Origin of the sequence: Escherichia marmotae, assembly GCF_002900365.1 — a bacterium.
Classification (GTDB): domain Bacteria; phylum Pseudomonadota; class Gammaproteobacteria; order Enterobacterales; family Enterobacteriaceae; genus Escherichia; species Escherichia marmotae.
The window spans coordinates 2,207,756-2,226,408 of record NZ_CP025979.1 but is presented as its reverse complement, the minus strand read 5'-3'; the positions used below and the strand labels follow the sequence as shown (position 1 = coordinate 2,226,408).

The 18,653-nt window shown below is 55.7% G+C and carries 17 protein-coding genes and 3 pseudogenes; 14 read left to right on the top strand and 6 right to left on the bottom strand.

What is annotated here, in order from left to right; translation table 11 throughout:
• Positions 1-529 precede the first annotated feature (529 nt).
• The 8 genes and pseudogenes from C1192_RS11545 (at position 530) to C1192_RS11510 (ending at position 7,367) form a co-directional block, all read left to right on the top strand.
• The gene (locus tag C1192_RS11545) at positions 530-1,516 is read left to right on the top strand and encodes a sigma-54 interaction domain-containing protein (protein WP_038355521.1); all 987 of its coding nucleotides are present in this window, start codon (positions 530-532) and stop codon (positions 1,514-1,516) included.
• A 14-nt stretch (positions 1,517-1,530) separates the two neighbouring features.
• Complete coding sequence (fliE, locus tag C1192_RS11540; protein ID WP_038355520.1) at positions 1,531-1,872, top strand: flagellar hook-basal body complex protein FliE; 342 nt, start codon at positions 1,531-1,533, stop codon at positions 1,870-1,872.
• Positions 1,873-1,876: 4 nt separating this feature from the next.
• Positions 1,877-3,523, top strand: coding sequence for a flagellar basal-body MS-ring/collar protein FliF (fliF, locus tag C1192_RS11535; RefSeq protein ID WP_038355519.1), 1,647 nt, complete (start codon positions 1,877-1,879; stop codon positions 3,521-3,523).
• Entirely contained in the window at positions 3,501-4,511 is a 1,011-nt protein-coding gene (locus tag C1192_RS11530) for a flagellar motor switch protein FliG (RefSeq protein WP_038355518.1), read from the top strand. The genes fliF and C1192_RS11530 overlap by 23 nt, the downstream gene beginning before the upstream one ends.
• 3 nt (positions 4,512-4,514) lie before the next feature.
• Positions 4,515-5,193, top strand: a pseudogene (gene fliH, locus C1192_RS11525) (flagellar assembly protein FliH).
• A complete protein-coding gene (gene fliI, locus C1192_RS11520; RefSeq protein WP_038355517.1) occupies positions 5,186-6,523 on the top strand; it encodes a flagellar protein export ATPase FliI in 1,338 nt (445 codons plus the stop codon). Before fliH ends, fliI begins: the two are co-directional and overlap by 8 nt.
• Positions 6,524-6,525: 2 nt before the next feature.
• Positions 6,526-6,960: pseudogene (gene fliJ, locus C1192_RS11515) on the top strand (flagellar export protein FliJ).
• 2 nt (positions 6,961-6,962) lie between these two features.
• Complete coding sequence (locus C1192_RS11510; RefSeq protein WP_021563996.1) at positions 6,963-7,367, top strand: FAD synthase family protein; 405 nt, start codon at positions 6,963-6,965, stop codon at positions 7,365-7,367.
• Here the strand turns inward: C1192_RS11510 and fic are convergent.
• From fic to flgA, 6 genes are all read right to left on the bottom strand, one after another.
• Complete coding sequence (gene fic / locus C1192_RS11505; RefSeq protein WP_038355516.1) at positions 7,361-8,437, bottom strand: protein adenylyltransferase Fic; 1,077 nt, start codon at positions 8,435-8,437, stop codon at positions 7,361-7,363. The two genes, C1192_RS11510 and fic, sit on opposite strands and share 7 nt — an antisense overlap.
• Before the next feature lie 159 nt (positions 8,438-8,596).
• Positions 8,597-11,062 (bottom strand): glycosyltransferase, encoded by a 2,466-nt coding sequence (locus tag C1192_RS11500; RefSeq protein WP_038355515.1) that lies wholly within the window; start codon positions 11,060-11,062, stop codon positions 8,597-8,599.
• Between the two features lie 48 nt (positions 11,063-11,110).
• Positions 11,111-12,043 (bottom strand): hypothetical protein, encoded by a 933-nt coding sequence (locus C1192_RS11495; RefSeq protein ID WP_038355514.1) that lies wholly within the window; start codon positions 12,041-12,043, stop codon positions 11,111-11,113.
• Between the two features lie 127 nt (positions 12,044-12,170).
• Positions 12,171-12,599, bottom strand: a complete 429-nt coding sequence (locus tag C1192_RS11490) for a flagellar protein FlgN (protein WP_038355513.1) — start codon at positions 12,597-12,599, stop codon at positions 12,171-12,173.
• Positions 12,600-12,611: 12 nt separating this feature from the next.
• Positions 12,612-12,890: a flagellar biosynthesis anti-sigma factor FlgM gene (gene flgM, locus C1192_RS11485; RefSeq protein WP_038355512.1), complete on the bottom strand. Its 279-nt coding sequence runs from the start codon at positions 12,888-12,890 to the stop codon at positions 12,612-12,614.
• 80 nt (positions 12,891-12,970) lie between these two features.
• Positions 12,971-13,708 (bottom strand): flagellar basal body P-ring formation chaperone FlgA, encoded by a 738-nt coding sequence (flgA, locus tag C1192_RS11480; protein WP_038355511.1) that lies wholly within the window; start codon positions 13,706-13,708, stop codon positions 12,971-12,973.
• A gap of 81 nt (positions 13,709-13,789) precedes the next feature.
• On the opposite strand from flgA, the gene C1192_RS11475 reads away from it, so the two are divergent.
• The 6 genes and pseudogenes from C1192_RS11475 (at position 13,790) to flgG (ending at position 18,651) form a co-directional block, all read left to right on the top strand.
• The gene (locus C1192_RS11475; RefSeq protein WP_038355510.1) at positions 13,790-14,125 is read left to right on the top strand and encodes a flagellar basal body protein; all 336 of its coding nucleotides are present in this window, start codon (positions 13,790-13,792) and stop codon (positions 14,123-14,125) included.
• A 2-nt stretch (positions 14,126-14,127) separates the two neighbouring features.
• Entirely contained in the window at positions 14,128-14,559 is a 432-nt protein-coding gene (flgC, locus tag C1192_RS11470) for a flagellar basal body rod protein FlgC (RefSeq protein WP_038355509.1), read from the top strand.
• Positions 14,559-15,272 (top strand): annotated as a pseudogene (locus tag C1192_RS11465) (flagellar hook capping FlgD N-terminal domain-containing protein). The gene flgC and the pseudogene C1192_RS11465 overlap by 1 nt, the downstream one beginning before the upstream one ends.
• A 278-nt stretch (positions 15,273-15,550) precedes the next feature.
• Positions 15,551-16,753: a flagellar hook protein FlgE gene (gene flgE, locus C1192_RS11455; RefSeq protein ID WP_038355508.1), complete on the top strand. Its 1,203-nt coding sequence runs from the start codon at positions 15,551-15,553 to the stop codon at positions 16,751-16,753.
• Positions 16,753-17,490 (top strand): flagellar basal body rod protein FlgF, encoded by a 738-nt coding sequence (locus tag C1192_RS11450; protein ID WP_038355507.1) that lies wholly within the window; start codon positions 16,753-16,755, stop codon positions 17,488-17,490. Before flgE ends, C1192_RS11450 begins: the two co-directional genes overlap by 1 nt.
• 375 nt (positions 17,491-17,865) lie before the next feature.
• Complete coding sequence (flgG, locus tag C1192_RS11445; protein WP_000990540.1) at positions 17,866-18,651, top strand: flagellar basal-body rod protein FlgG; 786 nt, start codon at positions 17,866-17,868, stop codon at positions 18,649-18,651.
• The last annotated feature ends 2 nt before the right edge of the window (positions 18,652-18,653 follow it).

Below are 18,653 nucleotides of genomic sequence, written 5' to 3'. Positions count from 1 at the left end.
GGCCTGATAAGACGCGTAGCGTCGCATCAGGCATCGGTGCACAATTGCCGGATGCGGCGTAACCGCCTTATCCGGCCTACCGTTCGGGCGCGGGCTTGTAGGCCTGATAAGACGCGTCAGCGTCGTATCAGGCGTCGGTGCACAACTGCCGGATGCGGCGTAAACGCCTTATCCGGTCTACCGTTCGGGCGCGGGCTTGTAGGCCTGATAAGACGCGTAGCGTCGCATCAGGCGTCGGCGCACAATTGCCGGATGCGGCGTAACCGCCTTATCCGGTCTACCGTTCGGGCGCGGGCTTGTAGGCCTGATAAGACGCGTCAGCGTCGCATCAGGCGTCGGCGCACAACTGCCGGATGCGACGTAACCGCCTTATCCGGCCTACCGTTCGGGTGCAGGCATGGTGTTACATGTAACTCATTGTTGATCAACAAATAATATTTTTATTATCGTTTAATTCGAACTTGTTAATCCCGCCGGTGATACGCTTCAGAACATCCTGTTTTCTGTCGCTACTTATATCGTTCACCCTATGTCTGAACTTATTGCAACTGCCGCTTCCAACATTAACGCTTTTACACTGGCAAAGCGTGTCGCCGCCTTTAACGTGCCGGTGCTCATTCAGGGCGAAACCGGCGCGGGCAAAGAATGCGTGGCGAAATATATTCACACCGTAGCCTTTGGTGAAAATGAAAACGCGCCCTATATCGGCGTGAATTGCGCGGCGATCCCGGAAAATATGCTGGAATCCACCTTATTTGGCTACGACAAAGGCGCATTTACCGGCGCAATTGCCAGCATGCCAGGAAAAATGGAACTGGCGAATAACGGCACCTTATTACTCGATGAAATTGGTGAAATGCCGCTGGCGCTACAGGCCAAAATATTACGCGTATTACAGGAACAACAGGTTGAGCGATTAGGCAGCAACCGACAAATTAAACTCAATTTTCGCCTGATTGCCTGCACCAATAAAAACCTTGAACAGGAAGTGGCTGCCGGACGTTTTCGTGAAGATCTCTATTACCGTCTGGCGGTCATTCCTATTACCATGCCGCCGCTACGTGAACGTCTGAACGATATTATTCCGCTGGCAGAGTCATTTATTAAAAAATACGCCACGGTACTGGTGAAAAATATCACCCTGTCGGAGTCCACCCGCCGCGCGCTGCTGAATTACCGCTGGCCCGGTAACGTTCGTCAACTGGAAAACGCCATTCAGCGGGGAATGATTTTAAATCGCGACGGCGTGATTTTCCCGGACGCACTAGGTCTGCCAGAAACAGACGTAACCGAAAATACAGAACTGCAATGGCCTGTTCAGCCCACCGTCCACATTGCCGAAACCCGCGATTTAGGCCAGCACGGACGTAGCGCGCAATATCAATATATCGCTGACCTGATGCGTAAATATCAGGGCAACCGCAGCAAGATTGCCGACCTGTTAGGTATTACCCCGCGCGCACTGCGCTATCGACTGGCCTCTATGCGTAAGCACGGTATCGAAGTTTTCTCCTGACCCGGAAGTTAAAAATGAGCATTACTAATATCAACAGCACCATGCAGGCGCAAATCATGCAGGACGTGCAGCGGATGCAGGCCAACGCCCAGGCACCGGTGCTGCCCGCCATGACCTTCAGTTCCACCGACCCGGACGTATCGTTTAACCGCATTATGTCCGGTGCGCTCGGTCATGTTGACCAGTTCCAGCAGGTGGCGGAGCAGCAGCAAACGGCTGTCGACACGGGCAAAAGTGATGACCTCGCAGGGGCGATGATCGCCAGCCAGCAGGCGTCGCTCTCTTTTTCCGCGCTGGTGCAGGTGCGCAACAAAATCGCCACCGGATTTAACGATCTGATGAGTATGTCGATCTAACACTATGAATGAACTGATCAAAAAGTTGACCCAGGCGTTTCCGGCGTTTCGACTGCGTCTTGCAGATAACAAACGCTGGGCGTTGATGGCGGGCGTGGGGCTTGCCGTTGCGGTGACGGCGATTATTGTCAGCGTGCTGTGGACCGGTAATCGCGGCTACGTCTCGCTCTACGGACGTCAGGAAAATCTGCCCGTGTCGCAGATTGTCACCGTGCTGGACGGCGAAAAGCTCAGCTACCGCATCGACCCGCAGAGCGGGCAGATTCTGGTGCCGGAAGATGAACTGTCGAAAACGCGCATGACCCTTGCCGCCAAAGGCGTGCAGGCGATATTGCCCAGCGGCTACGAGCTGATGGACAAAGACGAAGTGCTCGGCAGCAGCCAGTTCGTGCAGAACGTGCGCTACAAACGCAGTCTCGAAGGGGAACTGGCACAGAGCATTATGTCGCTGGATGCGGTGGAGAGCGCGCGGGTGCATCTGGCGCTCAACGAAGAAAGCTCGTTTGTGGTCAGCGATGAGCCGCAAAACAGCGCCTCGGTGGTGGTGCGCCTGCACTACGGCGCGAAGCTGAATATGGACCAGGTGAACGCCATCGTGCATCTGGTGTCCGGCAGCATTCCGGGGCTGCACGCCAGCAAAGTTAGCGTCGTCGATCAGGCGGGAAATCTGCTGACCGACGGCATTGGTGCAGGCGAGGCGGTCTCTGCTGCCACCCGTAAACGCGATCAGATCCTCAAAGACATTCAGGACAAAACCCGCGCCAGCGTGGCGAATGTGCTGGATTCGCTGGTCGGTAGCGGGAATTACCGCGTCAGCGTGATGCCGGCTCTCGATCTCAGCACCATCGACGAAACCCAGGAACACTACGGCGACGCGCCGAAAATCAACCGCGAAGAGAGCGTGCTGGACAGCGACGCCAATCAGGTAGCGATGGGCGTGCCCGGTTCGCTCAGCAACCGTCCGCCGATTGCGGCGAATCAGATGACCAACGGCGCGGAAGAAAATCGCTCGCCGGAAGCGTTATCCAAACACAGCGAAAGCAAGCGCGATTACTCTTACGACCGCAGCGTCCAGCATATCCAGCATCCCGGCTTTGCGGTGAAACGCCTTAAGGTGGCGGTGGTGCTCAATCAAAACGCCCCGGCGCTGAAAAACTGGAAGCTGGAGCAGACCACGCAGCTTACCGCGTTGCTGAACAATGCCGCCGGTATTGACGCGCAACGTGGGGATAACCTGACGCTTTCACTGCTCAACTTTGTCCCGCAGGCGGTGCCGGTCGAACCAGTGATCCCGCTGTGGAAAGATGACAGCGTGCTGGCCTGGGGGCGTCTGATTGGCTGCGGTCTGCTGGCGCTGTTGTTGCTGTTCTTCGTGGTGCGCCCGTTGATGAAACGCCTGACGGCGGTGCGAGCACCGGTTATCACACCAGAACCGGAAGCCGTCAGCGAACCGTGGATCGCCACGCCGGAAGAAGAACGCAAAAACGTCGACCTGCCGTCGCTGCCCGGTGATGACAGCCTGCCTCCGCAGAGTTCCGGCCTCGAAGTGAAACTCGAGTTCCTGCAAAAACTGGCCATGAGCGACACCGATCGCGTTGCCGAAGTTCTCAGACAATGGATTACCAGCAATGAGCGAATTGACAATAAATAAGAGCAACAGCTACCTGGAGCAGGCGGCGATCCTGCTGCTGTGTCTGGGCGAAGAGGCGGCGGCGACGGTGATGCAAAAGCTTAGCCGCGAAGAAGTGGTGCGCCTGAGCGAAAACATGGCGCGGCTTTCTGGCGTTAAAACCAGCATGGCGCGCAAAGTGATCAATAACTTCTTTGATGAGTTCCGCGAACAGAGCGGGATCAACGGTGCATCACGAGCCATGTTGCAGGGCATTCTTAACAAAGCGCTTGGCACCGAGATTGCCAGCAGCGTGATCAACGGTATCTATGGCGATGAGATCCGCTCGCGGATGGCGCGCCTGCAATGGGTGGAACCGCGCCAGTTGGCGATGCTGATCTCCGAAGAACATCTGCAATTGCAGGCGGTGTTCCTCGCATTTCTGACGCCGGAAATCTCGGCAGCGGTGCTTTCATATCTCAACGAATCGGTGCAAAACGAAATTCTCTACCGGGTGGCGAAACTCAACGACGTCAACCGCGACGTGGTGGATGAACTGGACCGCCTGATCGAACGCGGTCTGTCGGTACTTTCGGAGCACGGCTCGAAGGTGAAAGGTATTAAACAGGCGGCGGATATCGTCAACCGCTTCCAGGGCAACCAGCAGGTGATCCTCGACCAGATGCGCGAGCGTGACGAAAACGTGCTGGAGCAGCTCCAGGATGAGATGTACGACTTCTTTATCCTCAGCCGCCAGAACGAAGAGGTGCGCCGACGTCTGCTCGATGAAGTGCCGATGGAGGACTGGGCGGTGGCGCTGAAAGGCACCGAAGCCCTGCTGCGTCGCTCAATTTACGCGGTAATGCCAAAACGTCAGGTGCAGCAACTGGAAGCGATCACCGCACGTCTGGGGCCGGTGCCGGTCAGCCGTATCGAACAGATCCGTCGCGAAATCATGGGCATTGCCCGTGAACTGGAAGAGGCTGGAGAGTTTCAGCTACAGCTCTTTGCGGAACAGACGGCGGAGTAACCCATGACCATTGAAACACTGCGCGGGCGCTATCGTCTGCACCGTTTCCCGCCGCGCCAGCATTAGCGCCGCCGATTACCAGCGCCAGTTGATGGACGGTTTTCAGGAAGGGCTGCAAAAAGGGTTTGCGCAGGGAATGACCGAAGGCCAGGAGCAGGGCTTTAGCGAAGGTCATCAGCAAGGTTTTGCCGAGGGGCGACGCCAGGGCTACACCGAAGGCAGCCTTGCGGGGCAGCAGGAAGGGCGCAAACAGTTTGTGGAGGCGGCGCAGCCGCTGGAAGCCATCAGCGGTAAAGTGAACGACTTCCTCGCCCATATCGAACGTAAACAGCGGGAAGATTTGCTGCAACTGGTGGAAAAAGTCACCCGCCAGGTGATCCGCTGTGAACTGGCGCTGCAACCCACGCAGTTGCTGGCGCTGGTGGAAGAGGCGCTGGCGGCCTTCCCGGCAATGCCGGAAACATTACAGGTGATGCTGAGCACGGAAGAGTTTAACCGCCTGCGCGACGCGGTGCCGGAAAAGGTCAGCGAATGGGGGCTGATGCCTTCGCCGGATCTGCCGCCGGGGGAATGCCGGGTGATCACCGATAAATCCGAACTGGATATCGGCTGCGAACACCGCCTGGAACAGTGCATGACGGCGCTGCAAGAAACACTCACGCCGGAGTCGCAAAGTGAGTGATTTTTCCGCTTTCGATAACGCCCTGCGCTCGCTGGAATCGATTCCATTAGCCCGCGTCGCCGGGAGGCTGGTGCGCCTTAACGGCATCCTGCTGGAGAGCGTCGGCTGCCCGCTAATGACCGGGCAATTGTGCCGCATCGAAAGCGCCAATCACACGCTTATCGACGCGCAGGCCGTGGGCTTTAATCGCGACATCACCTACTTAATGCCGTTTAAACAGCCGGTCGGCCTGATGGCGGGCGCGCGCGTCTTCCCGGAAGAAAAAGCTCACGATATTTTGATTGGCGAAAGCTGGTTAGGCCGCGTGGTGAATGGCCTCGGTGAGCCGCTGGATGGCAAAGGCCGCCTGAACGGCAACGATCTTCTGCCACCGCTGCCGCCGTCGGTCAATCCCTTAACCCGCCGTTCGGTGGACGAACCGTTAGACGTGGGCGTGAAAGCGATCAACGGCCTGCTGACCATTGGCAAAGGCCAGCGCGTCGGGCTGATGGCGGGCAGCGGCGTCGGGAAAAGCGTACTGCTGGGAATGATCACCCGCCAGACCAAAGCCGACATTGTGGTGGTGGGGTTGATTGGCGAGCGTGGGCGCGAAGTGAAAGAGTTTATCGACCACTCACTGGGCGCGGACGGGCTGGCAAAGTCGATCGTTGTTGTCGCGCCCGCCGATGAATCGCCGTTGATGCGCCTGAAAGCCACCGAACTGTGCCATTCCATCGCCGCCTGGTTTCGCGACCGTGGGCATCACGTTTTACTGCTGGTGGATTCCCTGACCCGCTACGCGATGGCACAGCGGGAAATTGCGCTCTCCCTCGGTGAACCGCCTGCCACCAAAGGCTATCCGCCGTCGGCATTCGGCATGATCCCAAAACTGGTCGAAAGCGCAGGCAACAGCGAAAGTGCAGGATCGATGACCGCCATCTACACCGTGCTGGCGGAAGGCGACGATCAGCAAGATCCGATTGTCGACTGCGCCCGCGCGGTGCTGGACGGGCATATCGTATTAACCCGCAAGCTGGCGGAAGCGGGGCATTATCCGGCCATTGATATCGGCCAGTCGATCAGCCGCTGCATGAACCAGGTCACCCGCCCGGAACATCAGCAATCCGCCCGTGCGTTAAAGCAAAACTACGCTGCGTATATGGAGATCAAACCGCTGATCCCGCTCGGCGGCTACGTGCAAGGCGCGGACGCCAGCGTCGATAAAGCGGTGAAAATGTTCCCGGCTATCGAGCGATTTTTGCGTCAGGAGATGCGCGAACCTGCCTCTCTTGAACTGGTGCAAAGCCGCCTGCAAATTCTCTTTCCTGGTGTCAAAAAGGCAGAACAGTAACTATGCGACAAATTATCGACACCCTCGCGCAGTTGCAGCGCCTGCGGGATAAATCGGTCAAAGACAAAACCGTCGAGCTGGCAAAGCAAAAACAGATTTGCGCGGGCTATGACAATAATATCAAGGCGTTAGACTACCTGGTCGAGAAAACCTCTGCGGGCGCGGCGGCGTCGGTGGAATCGCTGAAAAACGTCAGCGGCTACAAAGGTACTTTGCGTAAGGTAATCGCCTAGCAGGAACAGGAAAAAACGCTGGCTAACATCAAAGCCACGCGAATGCAGAAAAACCTGACGGCGGCGGCCTGCGAAGAGAAAGTGGTAGCCCTGACGCTGGACGACAAACGCCGCGAGCAACAAGAAAGCGCCACCGCGAAAGCGCAAAAAGCGGTGGACGATATTGCGGTGCAGTGCTGGCTACGGCACAAATTAGCGGAGTAGCCATGAAAACGGTCATCACCTTCGGCACCTTCGATGTGTTTCATGTCGGTCATCTGCGCCTTTTACAACGCGCCCGCACGCTGGGCGAAAGGCTGCTGGTCGGCGTATCGTCCGACGCCTTGAATATCGCCAAAAAGGGCAGGGCGCCGGTTTACCATCAGGATGACCGCATGGCGATCATCGCCGGGCTGGCGTGCGTGGATGGCGTATTTCTGGAGGAATCGCTGGAGCAAAAAGCAGAGTATTTGCGGGGGTACAGTGCGGATATTTTGGTGATGGGCGACGACTGGGCCGGGAAGTTTGATAGCTTTGCGTATATTTGTGAGGTGGTGTATTTCCCCCGCACGCCGTCGGTGTCGACGACGGGGATCATTGAGGTGATTAGGGGTAAATCAGCCACCTACTGATTTAATTCCCGCAGCAGTCTGGTATTGAGAAACAGTTTTTCCCGGCCCACGCTCATCTCCTCCAGTACGCCCGCTTCCGTCAATTGCTTAAGATAAGATGATGCAGTTTGTCGTTTGGCTATGTTACGTTCGACAAGGTTTTCGATCCGGCAGTAGGGCTGGGCAAAAAGCGTCTGCACTAGCTCATGGCTGTAGATTTTTGGCAGCTTCTCGCGGACATATTCCGTTGTTTCAGCAATCAATTGTCGAACAACTGATATCTTTGTGGTCGTCCATCGGGCCGTGTTTTCAACCGCCGCCAGTATAAATAAAATCCACGACTCCCAATCTCCTTCTTCTGTCACTCTGCGCAGATGGGTGTAATAAGCCGTGCGATTTTCGAGAATGTAACGCGACAGATACAGAATCGGCAGTGAGAGTAATTCAGACTGGATCAGATACAAGATATTCAGAATACGGCCCGTTCGTCCGTTACCGTCCGGGAAGGGATGGATGCATTCAAACTGATAGTGCGCAATGGCCATTTTTACCAGCGGATCTAAATCATCATCGCCATGAATAAACCGTTCCCAGTTCGCCAGTAAGTTGCGGATAGTATCTTCACCAACAGGTGGCGTGTAGACGACGTTATTGTCCTGATCGCGTAAGACGGTCCCCGGTGTTTTACGGATATCAGTTTGCACCGCGCGCAACTTTGTGCAAATCGCGATAGCAGTGTTAGTGCAAAGCGGCCAGGCCTCAAGATGAGTAAAACCATCATTCAGGGCAGAGCGATAGCGCAACGCCTCCTTGGTCGCCGGATCGGCACCTTCTGCACGATCGGCATACTGAAACAGTTGATCGCTGGTGGTTACGATGTTTTCAATACGCGAAGAGTCCTTTGCTTCCAGCATCGGGAGAAGGTTGATAAGCAGCCCCTGATCAGGAAGCAACTCACCCGCCGTTTTCAGCTCTGCAATGGCAGCCCGCGCACTGATACAGGCTTTCAGAACGCTACGTGTTTCTATGCATTCTAAATCTGGAGGCAAACCGGGCAGATCGTTGTAGGGGATTTCTGGGTTCCATTTCATATGTTTAAAAAATCGCGTTTTATCGACATATCGTCATCATATGCCGATACCATAAACATGTCACTGCAATATGTTTAAAAAAATGCGTTTTTTCGACATAATGCCAAAACATGTCGATGGCATAAACGTATTCAAACGACATGTTTAAAAAATCGTATTTTATCGACATATCCCTGACGGTTTCCTGGCCTCTGGCGCCTCCACAATCACCATCGCCGCCCGTTCTCCCGCTTTGCCATCCATAAACGCGTCGCAATAGTGATGGCGAATCTCCGTAAGCCGCGCCTGCACCGCGCCCCAGTCAAACGCCTCTGACAACAAGTAACGCAGTTCTGTCATATCATGAGCCACCGGCAATATTTTACGGATTTGCTGGTCGGCGCTTTCCGGCGTGGAATGGCTTTTCTCGCCATCGAGCAAATCATTCATGCCCGGAAAGTCGAGCAGGATCACCCGCTTATCAACGTGGATAGCATCGAAAATAAAGCCGCTGTTATCGGTGAGCACGTAATCGGCCTTTGCCAACAGTGCCAGCGTGTGGCGGGCAGAGTTGGTGCGCTGTTTTAAATGCCTGCACGCCAGTGCCAGCGACGCCGCTTCTTCCGGGCGCGAGCAGGTGCCGTGGTGCAGTTTGCAAATCAAATTCACATCGCCACTTAAGCGCCCCAATTTTTCAGCCCAGTGGGGCAGGGAGCTTAATGCGCCAAACGTTGGGGCGTAGAGCAGCGTAGGTTTACGAAAATCGGGTTGGATATTTTCCGGCAACGTGCGGTCGAACGTGCCGTTATGCCAGGCGTCGAAGCGCGGGTTGCCAACCACTTTTGCATTGCCGAAATGTTCCAGCGCCCGCTGGCTGTAGTGGCTGTAACACAAAATGCGCTGATAAAAACCGTTCCAGTCGGCGTGATTCCAGGTTTCTTTGGCTAAGCCGTACATAGCGCGGACGTTCACCGCTGCCAGGCCATTGAGCGCGGGCGTGTGGTAGGGGCTGACCAGGCATTTCACTCGCTGACCGTGTGCCTGCATTTCAGACAAGCGCATACCTTTAAGCTGCGGATCGTCGATGTTTTTTAGCGTCTTCAGCATTTCATCAAAAAACGGTTTAAACACGCGGTCGTTGATCACCAGCGTGCAACTCTGCCCCAGCGCCTGCAGGGCAGTGATGATTGGGCGGTAGAGCGCGTAGTGGAAGGAGGTTTCCATAAAAAAGCCAATGGTGTCGGCAATGGGTAACGCGGATGGCTTTGTGGCTACGGGCAATTTATTGAAATAGTGACTAATGTTATCAGTCACTTTTTGCTCGATATCACTAAAGCCCGGTCGCTGATAACAAATACTCGGATAACAGGCCAGCCATTTGTCGGCGCGTAGCAGCGGCTGCCAGCAGGCTTCCAGCGAGTGCTCATCGTTGCTCATCTGCTGCGCCAGTTGCGGGTAGTAACGGCTGTTCACCAGATAAGCACACACTTTGCGGCAGTCCCGCGCGTGTACCAGCCCAGGCAAACTTTTTAGCATCGTTCCTTGCGAAATCTCACCGCCAAGGATCATCACCTGCCAGGGGATTTTCCCAAGGCTCCCGAGCAGGGTGTTCAGCACCTGAATATGTTTCTCCTGCTTGAGAATAACCGCGTCATCTTCCAGCAGCAGGTAGTTTTGCCAGCCATGCTGTTGCGCCAGGCGCAGCGCCTGCAAGTGTGACTGAAAGCGGCCCCGTTGACCGTTTTCATCTTCACAGGCGGCAAGACGGGTGATCTTCGAGGGCGGAATATGCAGCAGTGCCAGTTCTTCATGGATCTGCTGTATGCGATCCGGGCGTTTATCCAGATTCAGCAGAACGATCTGATCGACAGCCTTATGGTTGATCGCCTGATGATGAGTGGCGTTATGCAGACTCATATAAGCATTGCGTAACAGCGGATCGCTGATGATATCCGTAAGCAACGCGTTTACCGGCGTGCTGGCTGCGAGAATAAAGTCTTTATCAAAGGTGTTGTGGCTGTGCGAGATACACAGAATGGTGCGCTCGCCGGGCAGTTGTAGCGGGTTTACGCTGAAGTTGTTGGTGAAACTTTTCTCTTCGCCTAAATTGCAATCATCGTTGTAACGGTGCTTTTTCAGGTAGTTACGGTGATAGCAAAAGGTGCCGTTGAGGATGTTATGTGGGCCAAAGCTGCGGCTTTTGAAAATGCGGTTGATATGGCTGTACCAGATAGGGATTTGGTCGGAGCCGGAGATGAGCGCCCGATGTTTTTGCATCATGGCGATAGTCCAGGAGATTTTATCTGTCGGGTAGTAGTCGTCATCGTCCATGCAGAGGATGTATTCGCCGTTCGCCAGTGCGTTGAGCATGTTACGTTTTTTGCCCAGCGGCAGTTTTTCCGGGTGATGGATGTAGCGAATGTTGAAGGCGTCCGGCTTACTATTGGTCAGGCGGTCAATGATGTGTTGATGGCTTTGCGGGGAGTCGTCGAGGATGACCAGTTCGCGGCGGTCTGCCGGGTAATCCTGATAGCGGTACATGTAAATCAGGTACGGCAGAAATGCGCCACGGTTCCAGGTTGGCGTAACGACGCTGACAAACGGTTTTTCGCGGTGAGTGGCGAGCGTTTTGATGATGGTTTGCATGATATGTTTACAAAGTAGATAAGGCCGGGAAAAACCGGCCTGAAAGCGTTAGCAAGGTAGCAGTGAAAACGCATAAAGCAGCGGATCTGCACAACATTCAGCCTGAATTTGTTGGCGAATCAGCAGCGCATTTTCGCTGGCTCGCCAGCGTTCAAATACCGCGAAGAGGGCGAAGATATCCTCCTGCCGCAACGGTGAACCATCCAGCGTCCACAAACTGATTAACGTGCGGATGAGATAAAAATCGCACACCAGCGGGAAATAATCCGCCCCGTCAGCCTGGCCAATCGCATCGTGGTAAACCCGGTAGATCAGGTAATTACGCAAAATCCAGGGCGAAGCTGTGAAATATTGCTGACAGGTGGTTTGCCACTGCGCCTGTAACTGCTGTTGCAACAGAGCTTCGCTGTTGGCGTCATGCAACGTCAGCAAAGTCACCTGCAACGGCAGCGAGGCTTTGCGCGGGCTTTCCGGTAGAATCGACCAGTCAAAAGCAAAATTACCGAGCAGCGTCACCAGTTGGCGCGCGATGTGTGGCACTGATGGTAGCCGGGCAAATTGTGCCTGCAACGTGCCTTTTTGCGCATGGTCGGCCAGCGCCTGCGGCAGCGTCGTCAAACGGGCAAGCGTGTCGCCGTCTCTGCCTGGCATTTTACTGGCGCGGGAGAGCAGGAGTCCGACGGCATACAGTGAAAGCTCTGGTGTTAAATCGGCCAGCGCAAGGGTGCTTAAAATTACCTGGTTTACTATCGCATCACGCGCGGATAGCTCCGCGGCACTTTCTTCCACAGAGCGGTAGGTGAGCTGTAATTCAAAGGCGCTGGAGTCGTTGAGCACCGCTTCACAACTGGCAATATCGGTTAATGCCAGACTCTGGCGAATCTCATTCTTCCAGACCTTACGGACGTATAAAGGCGAAGCGGGATGGCACGCCAAAAAATTGCGTACATACTCCGGTTCATAACATTCAATAAAACTCATAGGTGGCTTCCAGTCTTTATTACTTTGCAGGATATGCAATAAGCGTGCCGGGAATTTTTTTATTCAAAAACAGAGGATTGGGGATCTGGCGGAAAATCCGTTTCCGCAATGGGGGAAGGTATTGCCGTTATCCCTGATAGAGAAAATCCGCTTCGCTACCTAAAAAAGCCTGAATAAATTCATACTGGCGAATTAACAGCTCGCCGTTTTTATCGTTATAGCTTTTACAGCGTTCCGCCTTTTGCTCAAGGCGTTGCCACAACTGCTGTGCAGCCGCTTTTTGAACCGCCGGAAGCCAGGCAAAAACCTGCGCCAGACCGTCACTATTGACGCTGACACCCAGCAGTTGCAGCAGGCAGTGCCGCTGATGGCTATGGCTGTGTAACTGCTCATAGTGATGGGTTATCTCATCGTTTACCGCCAGCAACTCTTCGCTGGCGCGGCGAATCATGCAGATCCGCTGACGCTGAAGCAGTTCGCGCAGGCAATCATACCGCGCGTCGTCGTCGCGAATGCCCTGCAGCAGCGCTTTTACCTGTTGTAACCGGATACTCACTTCATCGGCCTCTTAGTTCTGGAAAAAACTCAGCATGTCGCTGGCTAACTGTTCGGTGTCCACTTGCAGGCTGCCGGAGGCCAGCATCGCCTGCATTTGCGCCACTTTGTCGCTGTCGATATCGCTTTCGTTCTGGTCGTTCAGCGTTTGCTGGGCAGACTGCAATCCCGCCTGGGTAATGTCGTCGGCGTTTAGCGTCGTGGTGGTGGTTGCCGTGCTTTTGCGCGACTGGCTGGAGCCAGCAGACGTTGCTGTCGGGCGATTGCCTGGCATCGTCGGGGAGATTTTCATCGTAACCTCGTCTTGGTATTTGGGTGGGTTACTCTGGTAGAGCGGTTAACAGGCGGCAAAACTTTAATCGCCTGCGCAAATTACTCCGCACTTACCGTCGTCACCACACCGCTTTCCGCCACCCTCGCGCTGATGACCCGCTGGCTGTTGGCATTGCGCACTTTCACCATCTCGCCCTTACGGCCATTTTTCAGCGCCACGCCGGGCATTGAGGCGGTGATCCCCGCGCTCTGGTAAACAATCATCACCGGCTGATCGCGCCCGACCAGCACTGGAGAAACCAGCTCTTCTTTGGTGAGCGGTTTACCCGGTTGCAGCGCGTGCTTACTGCTTAAACCAATTGCGTCATTGAGCTCCATCAACACATCCCGCCGCTGGGCGCTGACGTTGTAGGGCTTCAACTCCACATCATTTGCCGTAAGCGGCGTGTCGCGGGCAATCACTGACTTTGCCATCACCACCGGCACCCGCACATCCGGGCGTACCGCCACGTTCATCTGCCAGTTTTGTGGGCAACTGACGGTGAAGTTCATCCGGTTGAGGGCGATGTCTGCAGGCGAAGTCAGTGTGACGCCAGGTGTCGTAGCACAGGACGTGGCGGTCGCAATCTGCGAGGGAATGTAGACGTTAAAGGTGTAGCGATAGTCATGCCACTGCCGCTGTTGCGCCAGTGATTCAATCTGCTGGCTGGCGGCGTTCAGTACCTGAGCGTTGACTTGTTCCCGCGCGCTATGTTGCACGGGATGGACGGCGGCGTAGCCCGGTAAGGCCAGCGCCAGGAGGAAGAACATCTTTCGCCCGCAAAATTGAAAACTCATAAACCCTTTCTCTTCAGTCACTTAAAAAATGGCACGGCGATTGCTTAGCGTATGCGGATTGAAGCAGGAGTGACGCAAGAAATGGGGATCAATTTTCAACAAGCATTGGGAGTGCATCCGCAGGCAGTGAAGTTACGTCTTGAGAGGACCGAGCTACTGACTGCGAATCTGGCGAATGTCGATACGCCAAATTTCAAGGCTAAAGATATTGATTTTGCCAGGGAGATGCAACGGGCAAATAACGCGGCGGTGGATGTCCAGTACCGCGTACCGATGCAGCCGTCGGAAGATGGCAACACCGTGGAACTGAACAGCGAACAGGCGCGGTTTTCACAAAATAGTATGGATTATCAAAGCAGTCTGACCTTTCTGAATCTGCAAATCAGCGGCATCAGAGAGGCCATTGAAGGGAAATAAGCATGTCTTTTACTGATATCTATCAGATTTCTGGCTCAGCGATGACGGCGCAAACGCTGCGTCTGAATACCGTTGCCAGTAACCTGGCGAATGCCAATGCACCCGCCAGCAGCGAGGCGCAGGCGTATAAAGCGCGTAGCCCGGTGTTTGCCGCGGTGTATCACCACAGTTTGTTGGCGGGAACGCATCGCCACGCGATCGACGGTGCGAGCGTACAGGTGCAGGACGTGCTGCAAACCGGCGGGGCGGTGAAACACTATGAGCCGCATTCGCCGCTGGCCGACGCCAACGGTGATGTCTGGTATCCCGACGTCAACGTGGTGGAACAGATGGCGGACATGATGTCGGCCTCGCGCGATTTTGAAACCAACGTCGATGTGCTCAACAACGTGAAAAGTATGCAGCAAAGCCTGCTGAAACTGGGAGAAGCCTGATGAATACCCTGGCGCTGAATGCGCAATCGCCGCAGCCGACCGCCACGGCGGAAAACAACACCGTGGCGGCCAGCGATACGCAAAGCAGCAGCGATAGCTCGCCCGTCGATACTTTCCTGACGCTGTTTGTCGCGGAGATCCAAAACTAGGACCCGACTGACCCGACCGACGCTACCGAATATATCGACCAGCTTTCGTCGATGGCGCAGGTGGCGATGATGGAAGAGATGAGCGTGCAGGCCAACACCAACGCGGTGCTGATGAGCAACATTCAGGTGATGGCGCTCGGCAACCTGGTGGGCGACGACATTATGGTGCAGACCACCGCCTTGCAGGTGAGCGACCAGACCATTAACGGCCGCGCGACGCTGGACGACGCCTGTACTACCGCCGATCTCCACTTTACCGATGCCGCAGGCGATGACTACACCGTCTCGCTGATCCCGGAGGGCTGTTCTTCCGTGGGGCCAGGGCAGGTCGATTTCTCGGTAAATCCCGCCGATTACGGCATTCCGCCGGGTGATTACGACGTCTCAGTGGTGACCAACACCGGGGAAGAAGAGGTGCCGATTGAAGTCTCCGGCGAAGTGGAAGATGTGCGCATCCCGCTCGACGGTAGCTCTCCGGTGCTCAACGTTGCAGGCGTGGGCGAAGTGCCATTCACCATGATTAGCCAGTTTGGCGTACCCGATACCGACAGTGATGTAGCGTGATGACCGGTGCCAAATTGCCTGATGCGCTTCGCTTATCAGGCCTACATGAAACTGCAATGTATTGAATCTGCATGGTTTTGTAGGCCGGATAAGGCGTCCACGCCGCATCCGGCGTTAGGTGCAAGATGCCTGATGCGACGCGTGCGCGTCTTATCAGGCCTACGAGTCCACGCATATTTTTATGTTTGCACCCATATGTAGGCCGGATAAGGCGTTCACGCCGCATCCGGCAAAACAACGGGCACGCTGTCAAAAATTTGAATTAACAGGAAGAAACAATGAGTTATGAAATTGCCGCAACGGGGCTGAATGCCGTTAACGAACAGCTCGACGGGATCAGTAACAACATCGCCAATGCCGGAACGGTGGGCTATAAGTCGATGACCACCCAGTTTTCAGCCATGTATGCCGGAAGCCAGGCAATGGGCGTCAGCGTGGCGGGTACGGCGCAGAGTATTTCGCGCGGTGGTTCGCTGGTCTCCACCGGTAACGCGCTGGATCTGGCGATTAACGACGACGGCTTTTTTGTTACCTGCGACAGCGCGGGCAATATCTCTTATACCCGTGGCGGCTCGTTTGAAACCGACAAAAACGGCTATATCGTTAACGCCTCGGGTGATTACTTGCAGGGCTATCCGGTCGATGACAGCGGCACCCTGCAAACCGGCACGGTCACCGATATCCAGATAAAAACCGGCAATATTCCGGCGCAGGCCAGCAGCAGCCTGACTTTTACCGCCAACTTCAACGCCAGCGACGCGGCTATCGATCGCACCACCGTACCGTTCGACCCGGCCAACAGCAGCTCGTATACCGACAGCTACACCACCACGGTGTATGACTCATTGGGTAACGAACACTCGGTATGCCAGTACTTCACCAAAACCAGCGATAACACCTGGGAAGTGCAGTATACCTTCGATGGTCAGCAGCAGACTGGCGTTCCGGCGACGACATTAACCTTCGACCCGAATACCGGGAAACTAACCTCGCCCACCACGCCGCAGACGATTGAGTTTCAGACCGATGCCGCCGCCCCCATCGATTTAACCGTCAATTACTCCACCTGTACGCAATACGGCTCTGACTTCTCGGTCACCACCAATTCCGCCAACGGCTACGCCTCCGCAACGCAAAACGGTGTGCAGGTCGATGATGATGGCAAAGTTTACGCCACCTACAGCAACGGCGAGCGCATGTTGCAGGGTCAGGTGGTGCTGGCAACCTTCCCGAATGAAAACGGTCTGGAGGCGGTGAGCGGCACCGCGTGGGTACAAACCGGGGAATCGGGTACGCCGCTGATTGGCGTTCCTGGTTCCGGCACCTGCGGCACGCTGTCGTCGGGCGTGCTCGAAAGCTCCAACGTCGATATCACCAGCGAACTGGTCAACCTGATGACCGCCCAGCGTAACTACCAGGCCAACACCAAAGTTATCGCCACCAGCACGCAGCTCGATGACGCGCTGTTCCAGGCAATGTAATGGATCGCTTGATTTATACCGCCCTGAGCGGGGCTTCCCAGACTTTGTACGAGCAACAAATTAGCGCCAACAACCTGGCGAACGTCAACACCAACGGTTTTCGTGCCGACATGGCGATGGCGACCAACGACAAGGTGAAAGGCGGCGGCTTCGACACGCGCTATATGGCGCAGGAAGGGGCCAGCGGCGTGAACGACAGTACGGGTGTGGCGGAGAAGACCGAACGCCCGCTGGACGTGGCGATTCAGGGCGCGGGTTACATTGCGGTGCAGGATAAAAACGGCAACGAAGTCTATACCCGCAACGGCAACATCCAGCAGGACGACCAGGGGCAACTGACCATCGACGGCAATCTGGTGCTGGGAGATAACGGGCCGATCATTCTGCCGCCGAACGCCATCGCCTCGTTTGGCAGCGACGGTACGCTCTCGGTGACGCCCGATGACGGCGATGTGACCGCGACGATGGATATCGACCGCCTGAAGCTGGTGGATATTCCGGTCGCTGACCTGGCGAAAAACGGCGAAGGGATGCTGGTGACTGCCGATGGCGTTCTGGCTCAGCGCGATGAAAACATCAAAGTCAGCGGCGGTTTTCTGGAGGGCAGCAACGTCTCGGCGGTGAGCGAGATGATGTCGTCTATCGCCATGAACCGTCAGTTTGAAGCGCAGATCAAGATGATGAAAACCGCAGAAGATATCAGCGACGCGGGCAACCGCTTATTGCGCGGCTCGTAACCGCACATCGTAGGCCGGATAAGGCGTTCACGCCGCATCCGGCAATTATGCGCGGTGCCTGATGCGACGCTTTGCGTCTTATCAGGCCTAAAAGCCTGTGCCCAAACCGTAGGCCGGATAAGGCGTTACGCCGCATCCGGCAATTATGCGCGGTGCCTGATGCGACGCTTTGCGTCTTATCAGGCCTAAAAGCCTGTGCCCAAACCGTAGGCCGGATAAGGCGTCACGCCGCATCCGGCAATTATGCGGCGGTGCCTGATGCGACGCTTTGCGTCTTATCAGGCCTACAAGCCTGTGCCCAAACCGTAGGCCGGATAAGGCGTTCACGCCGCATCCGGCAATCGGCGGCAGAAAAACAACACGGAATTTACCACCATGAACGCAGCATTATGGATCAGCAAAACCGGCCTCTCGGCGCAGGATGCTGAAATGAGCGCGATTGCCAACAACATCGCCAACGTTAACACCACCGGCTTCAAGCGTGACCGGGTGATGTTTCAGGATCTGTTCTACCAGACCCAGGAAGCGCCGGGCGCGATGCTCGACCAGAACAACATCATGCCGACCGGGCTGCAATTCGGTAGCGGCGTGCGCATTGTCGGCACCCAGAAAACCTTCACCGAAGGCAACGTCGAAACCACCGACAACGCGATGAATGTCGCCATTATGGGGCAGGGATTTTTGCAAGTGCAAAAGGCCAACGGCGATATCGCCTATACCCGCGATGGCAACTTGCAGGTGAACGCCGACGGCGTGCTGACCAATTCGCAGGGCTTGCCGTTGCAGCCAGAAATCGACGTCCCGGCGGGGGCGACCAACGTCGCTTTTGGTGAGGACGGTACGGTGACGGCGATCTTACCCGGCGACAGCGATGTGACTGAGTTAGGGCAACTGACACTGGTGAACTTCGCCAACCCCGCAGGGCTTTCCGCCGAAGGTGACAACCTGTATCTGGAAACCGCCGCCAGCGGTCAGCCGACCGAGGGCGTGCCGGGCGAAGATGGGCTTGGCACCTTGCAGGACAACGCGCTGGAAGGCTCGAACGTGGATATCGTCAACGAAATGGTGGCGATGATTACGGTGCAACGCGCTTACGAGATGAACGCCAAAATGGTCTCGGCGGCGGACGATATGCTGCAGTACATCAGCCAGACGTTGTAAGG

What these genes read in the sequence shown, in the direction of transcription:
- C1192_RS11545 (WP_038355521.1), top strand. Translation starts at nt 530, where the DNA reads ATGTCTGAACTTATTGCAACTGCCGCTTCCAACATTAACGCTTTTACA.
- fliE (WP_038355520.1), top strand. Translation starts at nt 1,531, where the DNA reads ATGAGCATTACTAATATCAACAGCACCATGCAGGCGCAAATCATGCAG.
- fliF (WP_038355519.1), top strand. Translation starts at nt 1,877, where the DNA reads ATGAATGAACTGATCAAAAAGTTGACCCAGGCGTTTCCGGCGTTTCGA.
- C1192_RS11530 (WP_038355518.1), top strand. Translation starts at nt 3,501, where the DNA reads ATGAGCGAATTGACAATAAATAAGAGCAACAGCTACCTGGAGCAGGCG.
- C1192_RS11510 (WP_021563996.1), top strand. Translation starts at nt 6,963, where the DNA reads ATGAAAACGGTCATCACCTTCGGCACCTTCGATGTGTTTCATGTCGGT.
- fic (WP_038355516.1), bottom strand. Translation starts at nt 8,437, where the DNA reads ATGAAATGGAACCCAGAAATCCCCTACAACGATCTGCCCGGTTTGCCT.
- C1192_RS11500 (WP_038355515.1), bottom strand. Translation starts at nt 11,062, where the DNA reads ATGCAAACCATCATCAAAACGCTCGCCACTCACCGCGAAAAACCGTTT.
- C1192_RS11495 (WP_038355514.1), bottom strand. Translation starts at nt 12,043, where the DNA reads ATGAGTTTTATTGAATGTTATGAACCGGAGTATGTACGCAATTTTTTG.
- flgM (WP_038355512.1), bottom strand. Translation starts at nt 12,890, where the DNA reads ATGAAAATCTCCCCGACGATGCCAGGCAATCGCCCGACAGCAACGTCT.
- flgA (WP_038355511.1), bottom strand. Translation starts at nt 13,708, where the DNA reads ATGAGTTTTCAATTTTGCGGGCGAAAGATGTTCTTCCTCCTGGCGCTG.
- C1192_RS11475 (WP_038355510.1), top strand. Translation starts at nt 13,790, where the DNA reads ATGGGGATCAATTTTCAACAAGCATTGGGAGTGCATCCGCAGGCAGTG.
- flgC (WP_038355509.1), top strand. Translation starts at nt 14,128, where the DNA reads ATGTCTTTTACTGATATCTATCAGATTTCTGGCTCAGCGATGACGGCG.
- flgE (WP_038355508.1), top strand. Translation starts at nt 15,551, where the DNA reads ATGAGTTATGAAATTGCCGCAACGGGGCTGAATGCCGTTAACGAACAG.
- C1192_RS11450 (WP_038355507.1), top strand. Translation starts at nt 16,753, where the DNA reads ATGGATCGCTTGATTTATACCGCCCTGAGCGGGGCTTCCCAGACTTTG.
- flgG (WP_000990540.1), top strand. Translation starts at nt 17,866, where the DNA reads ATGAACGCAGCATTATGGATCAGCAAAACCGGCCTCTCGGCGCAGGAT.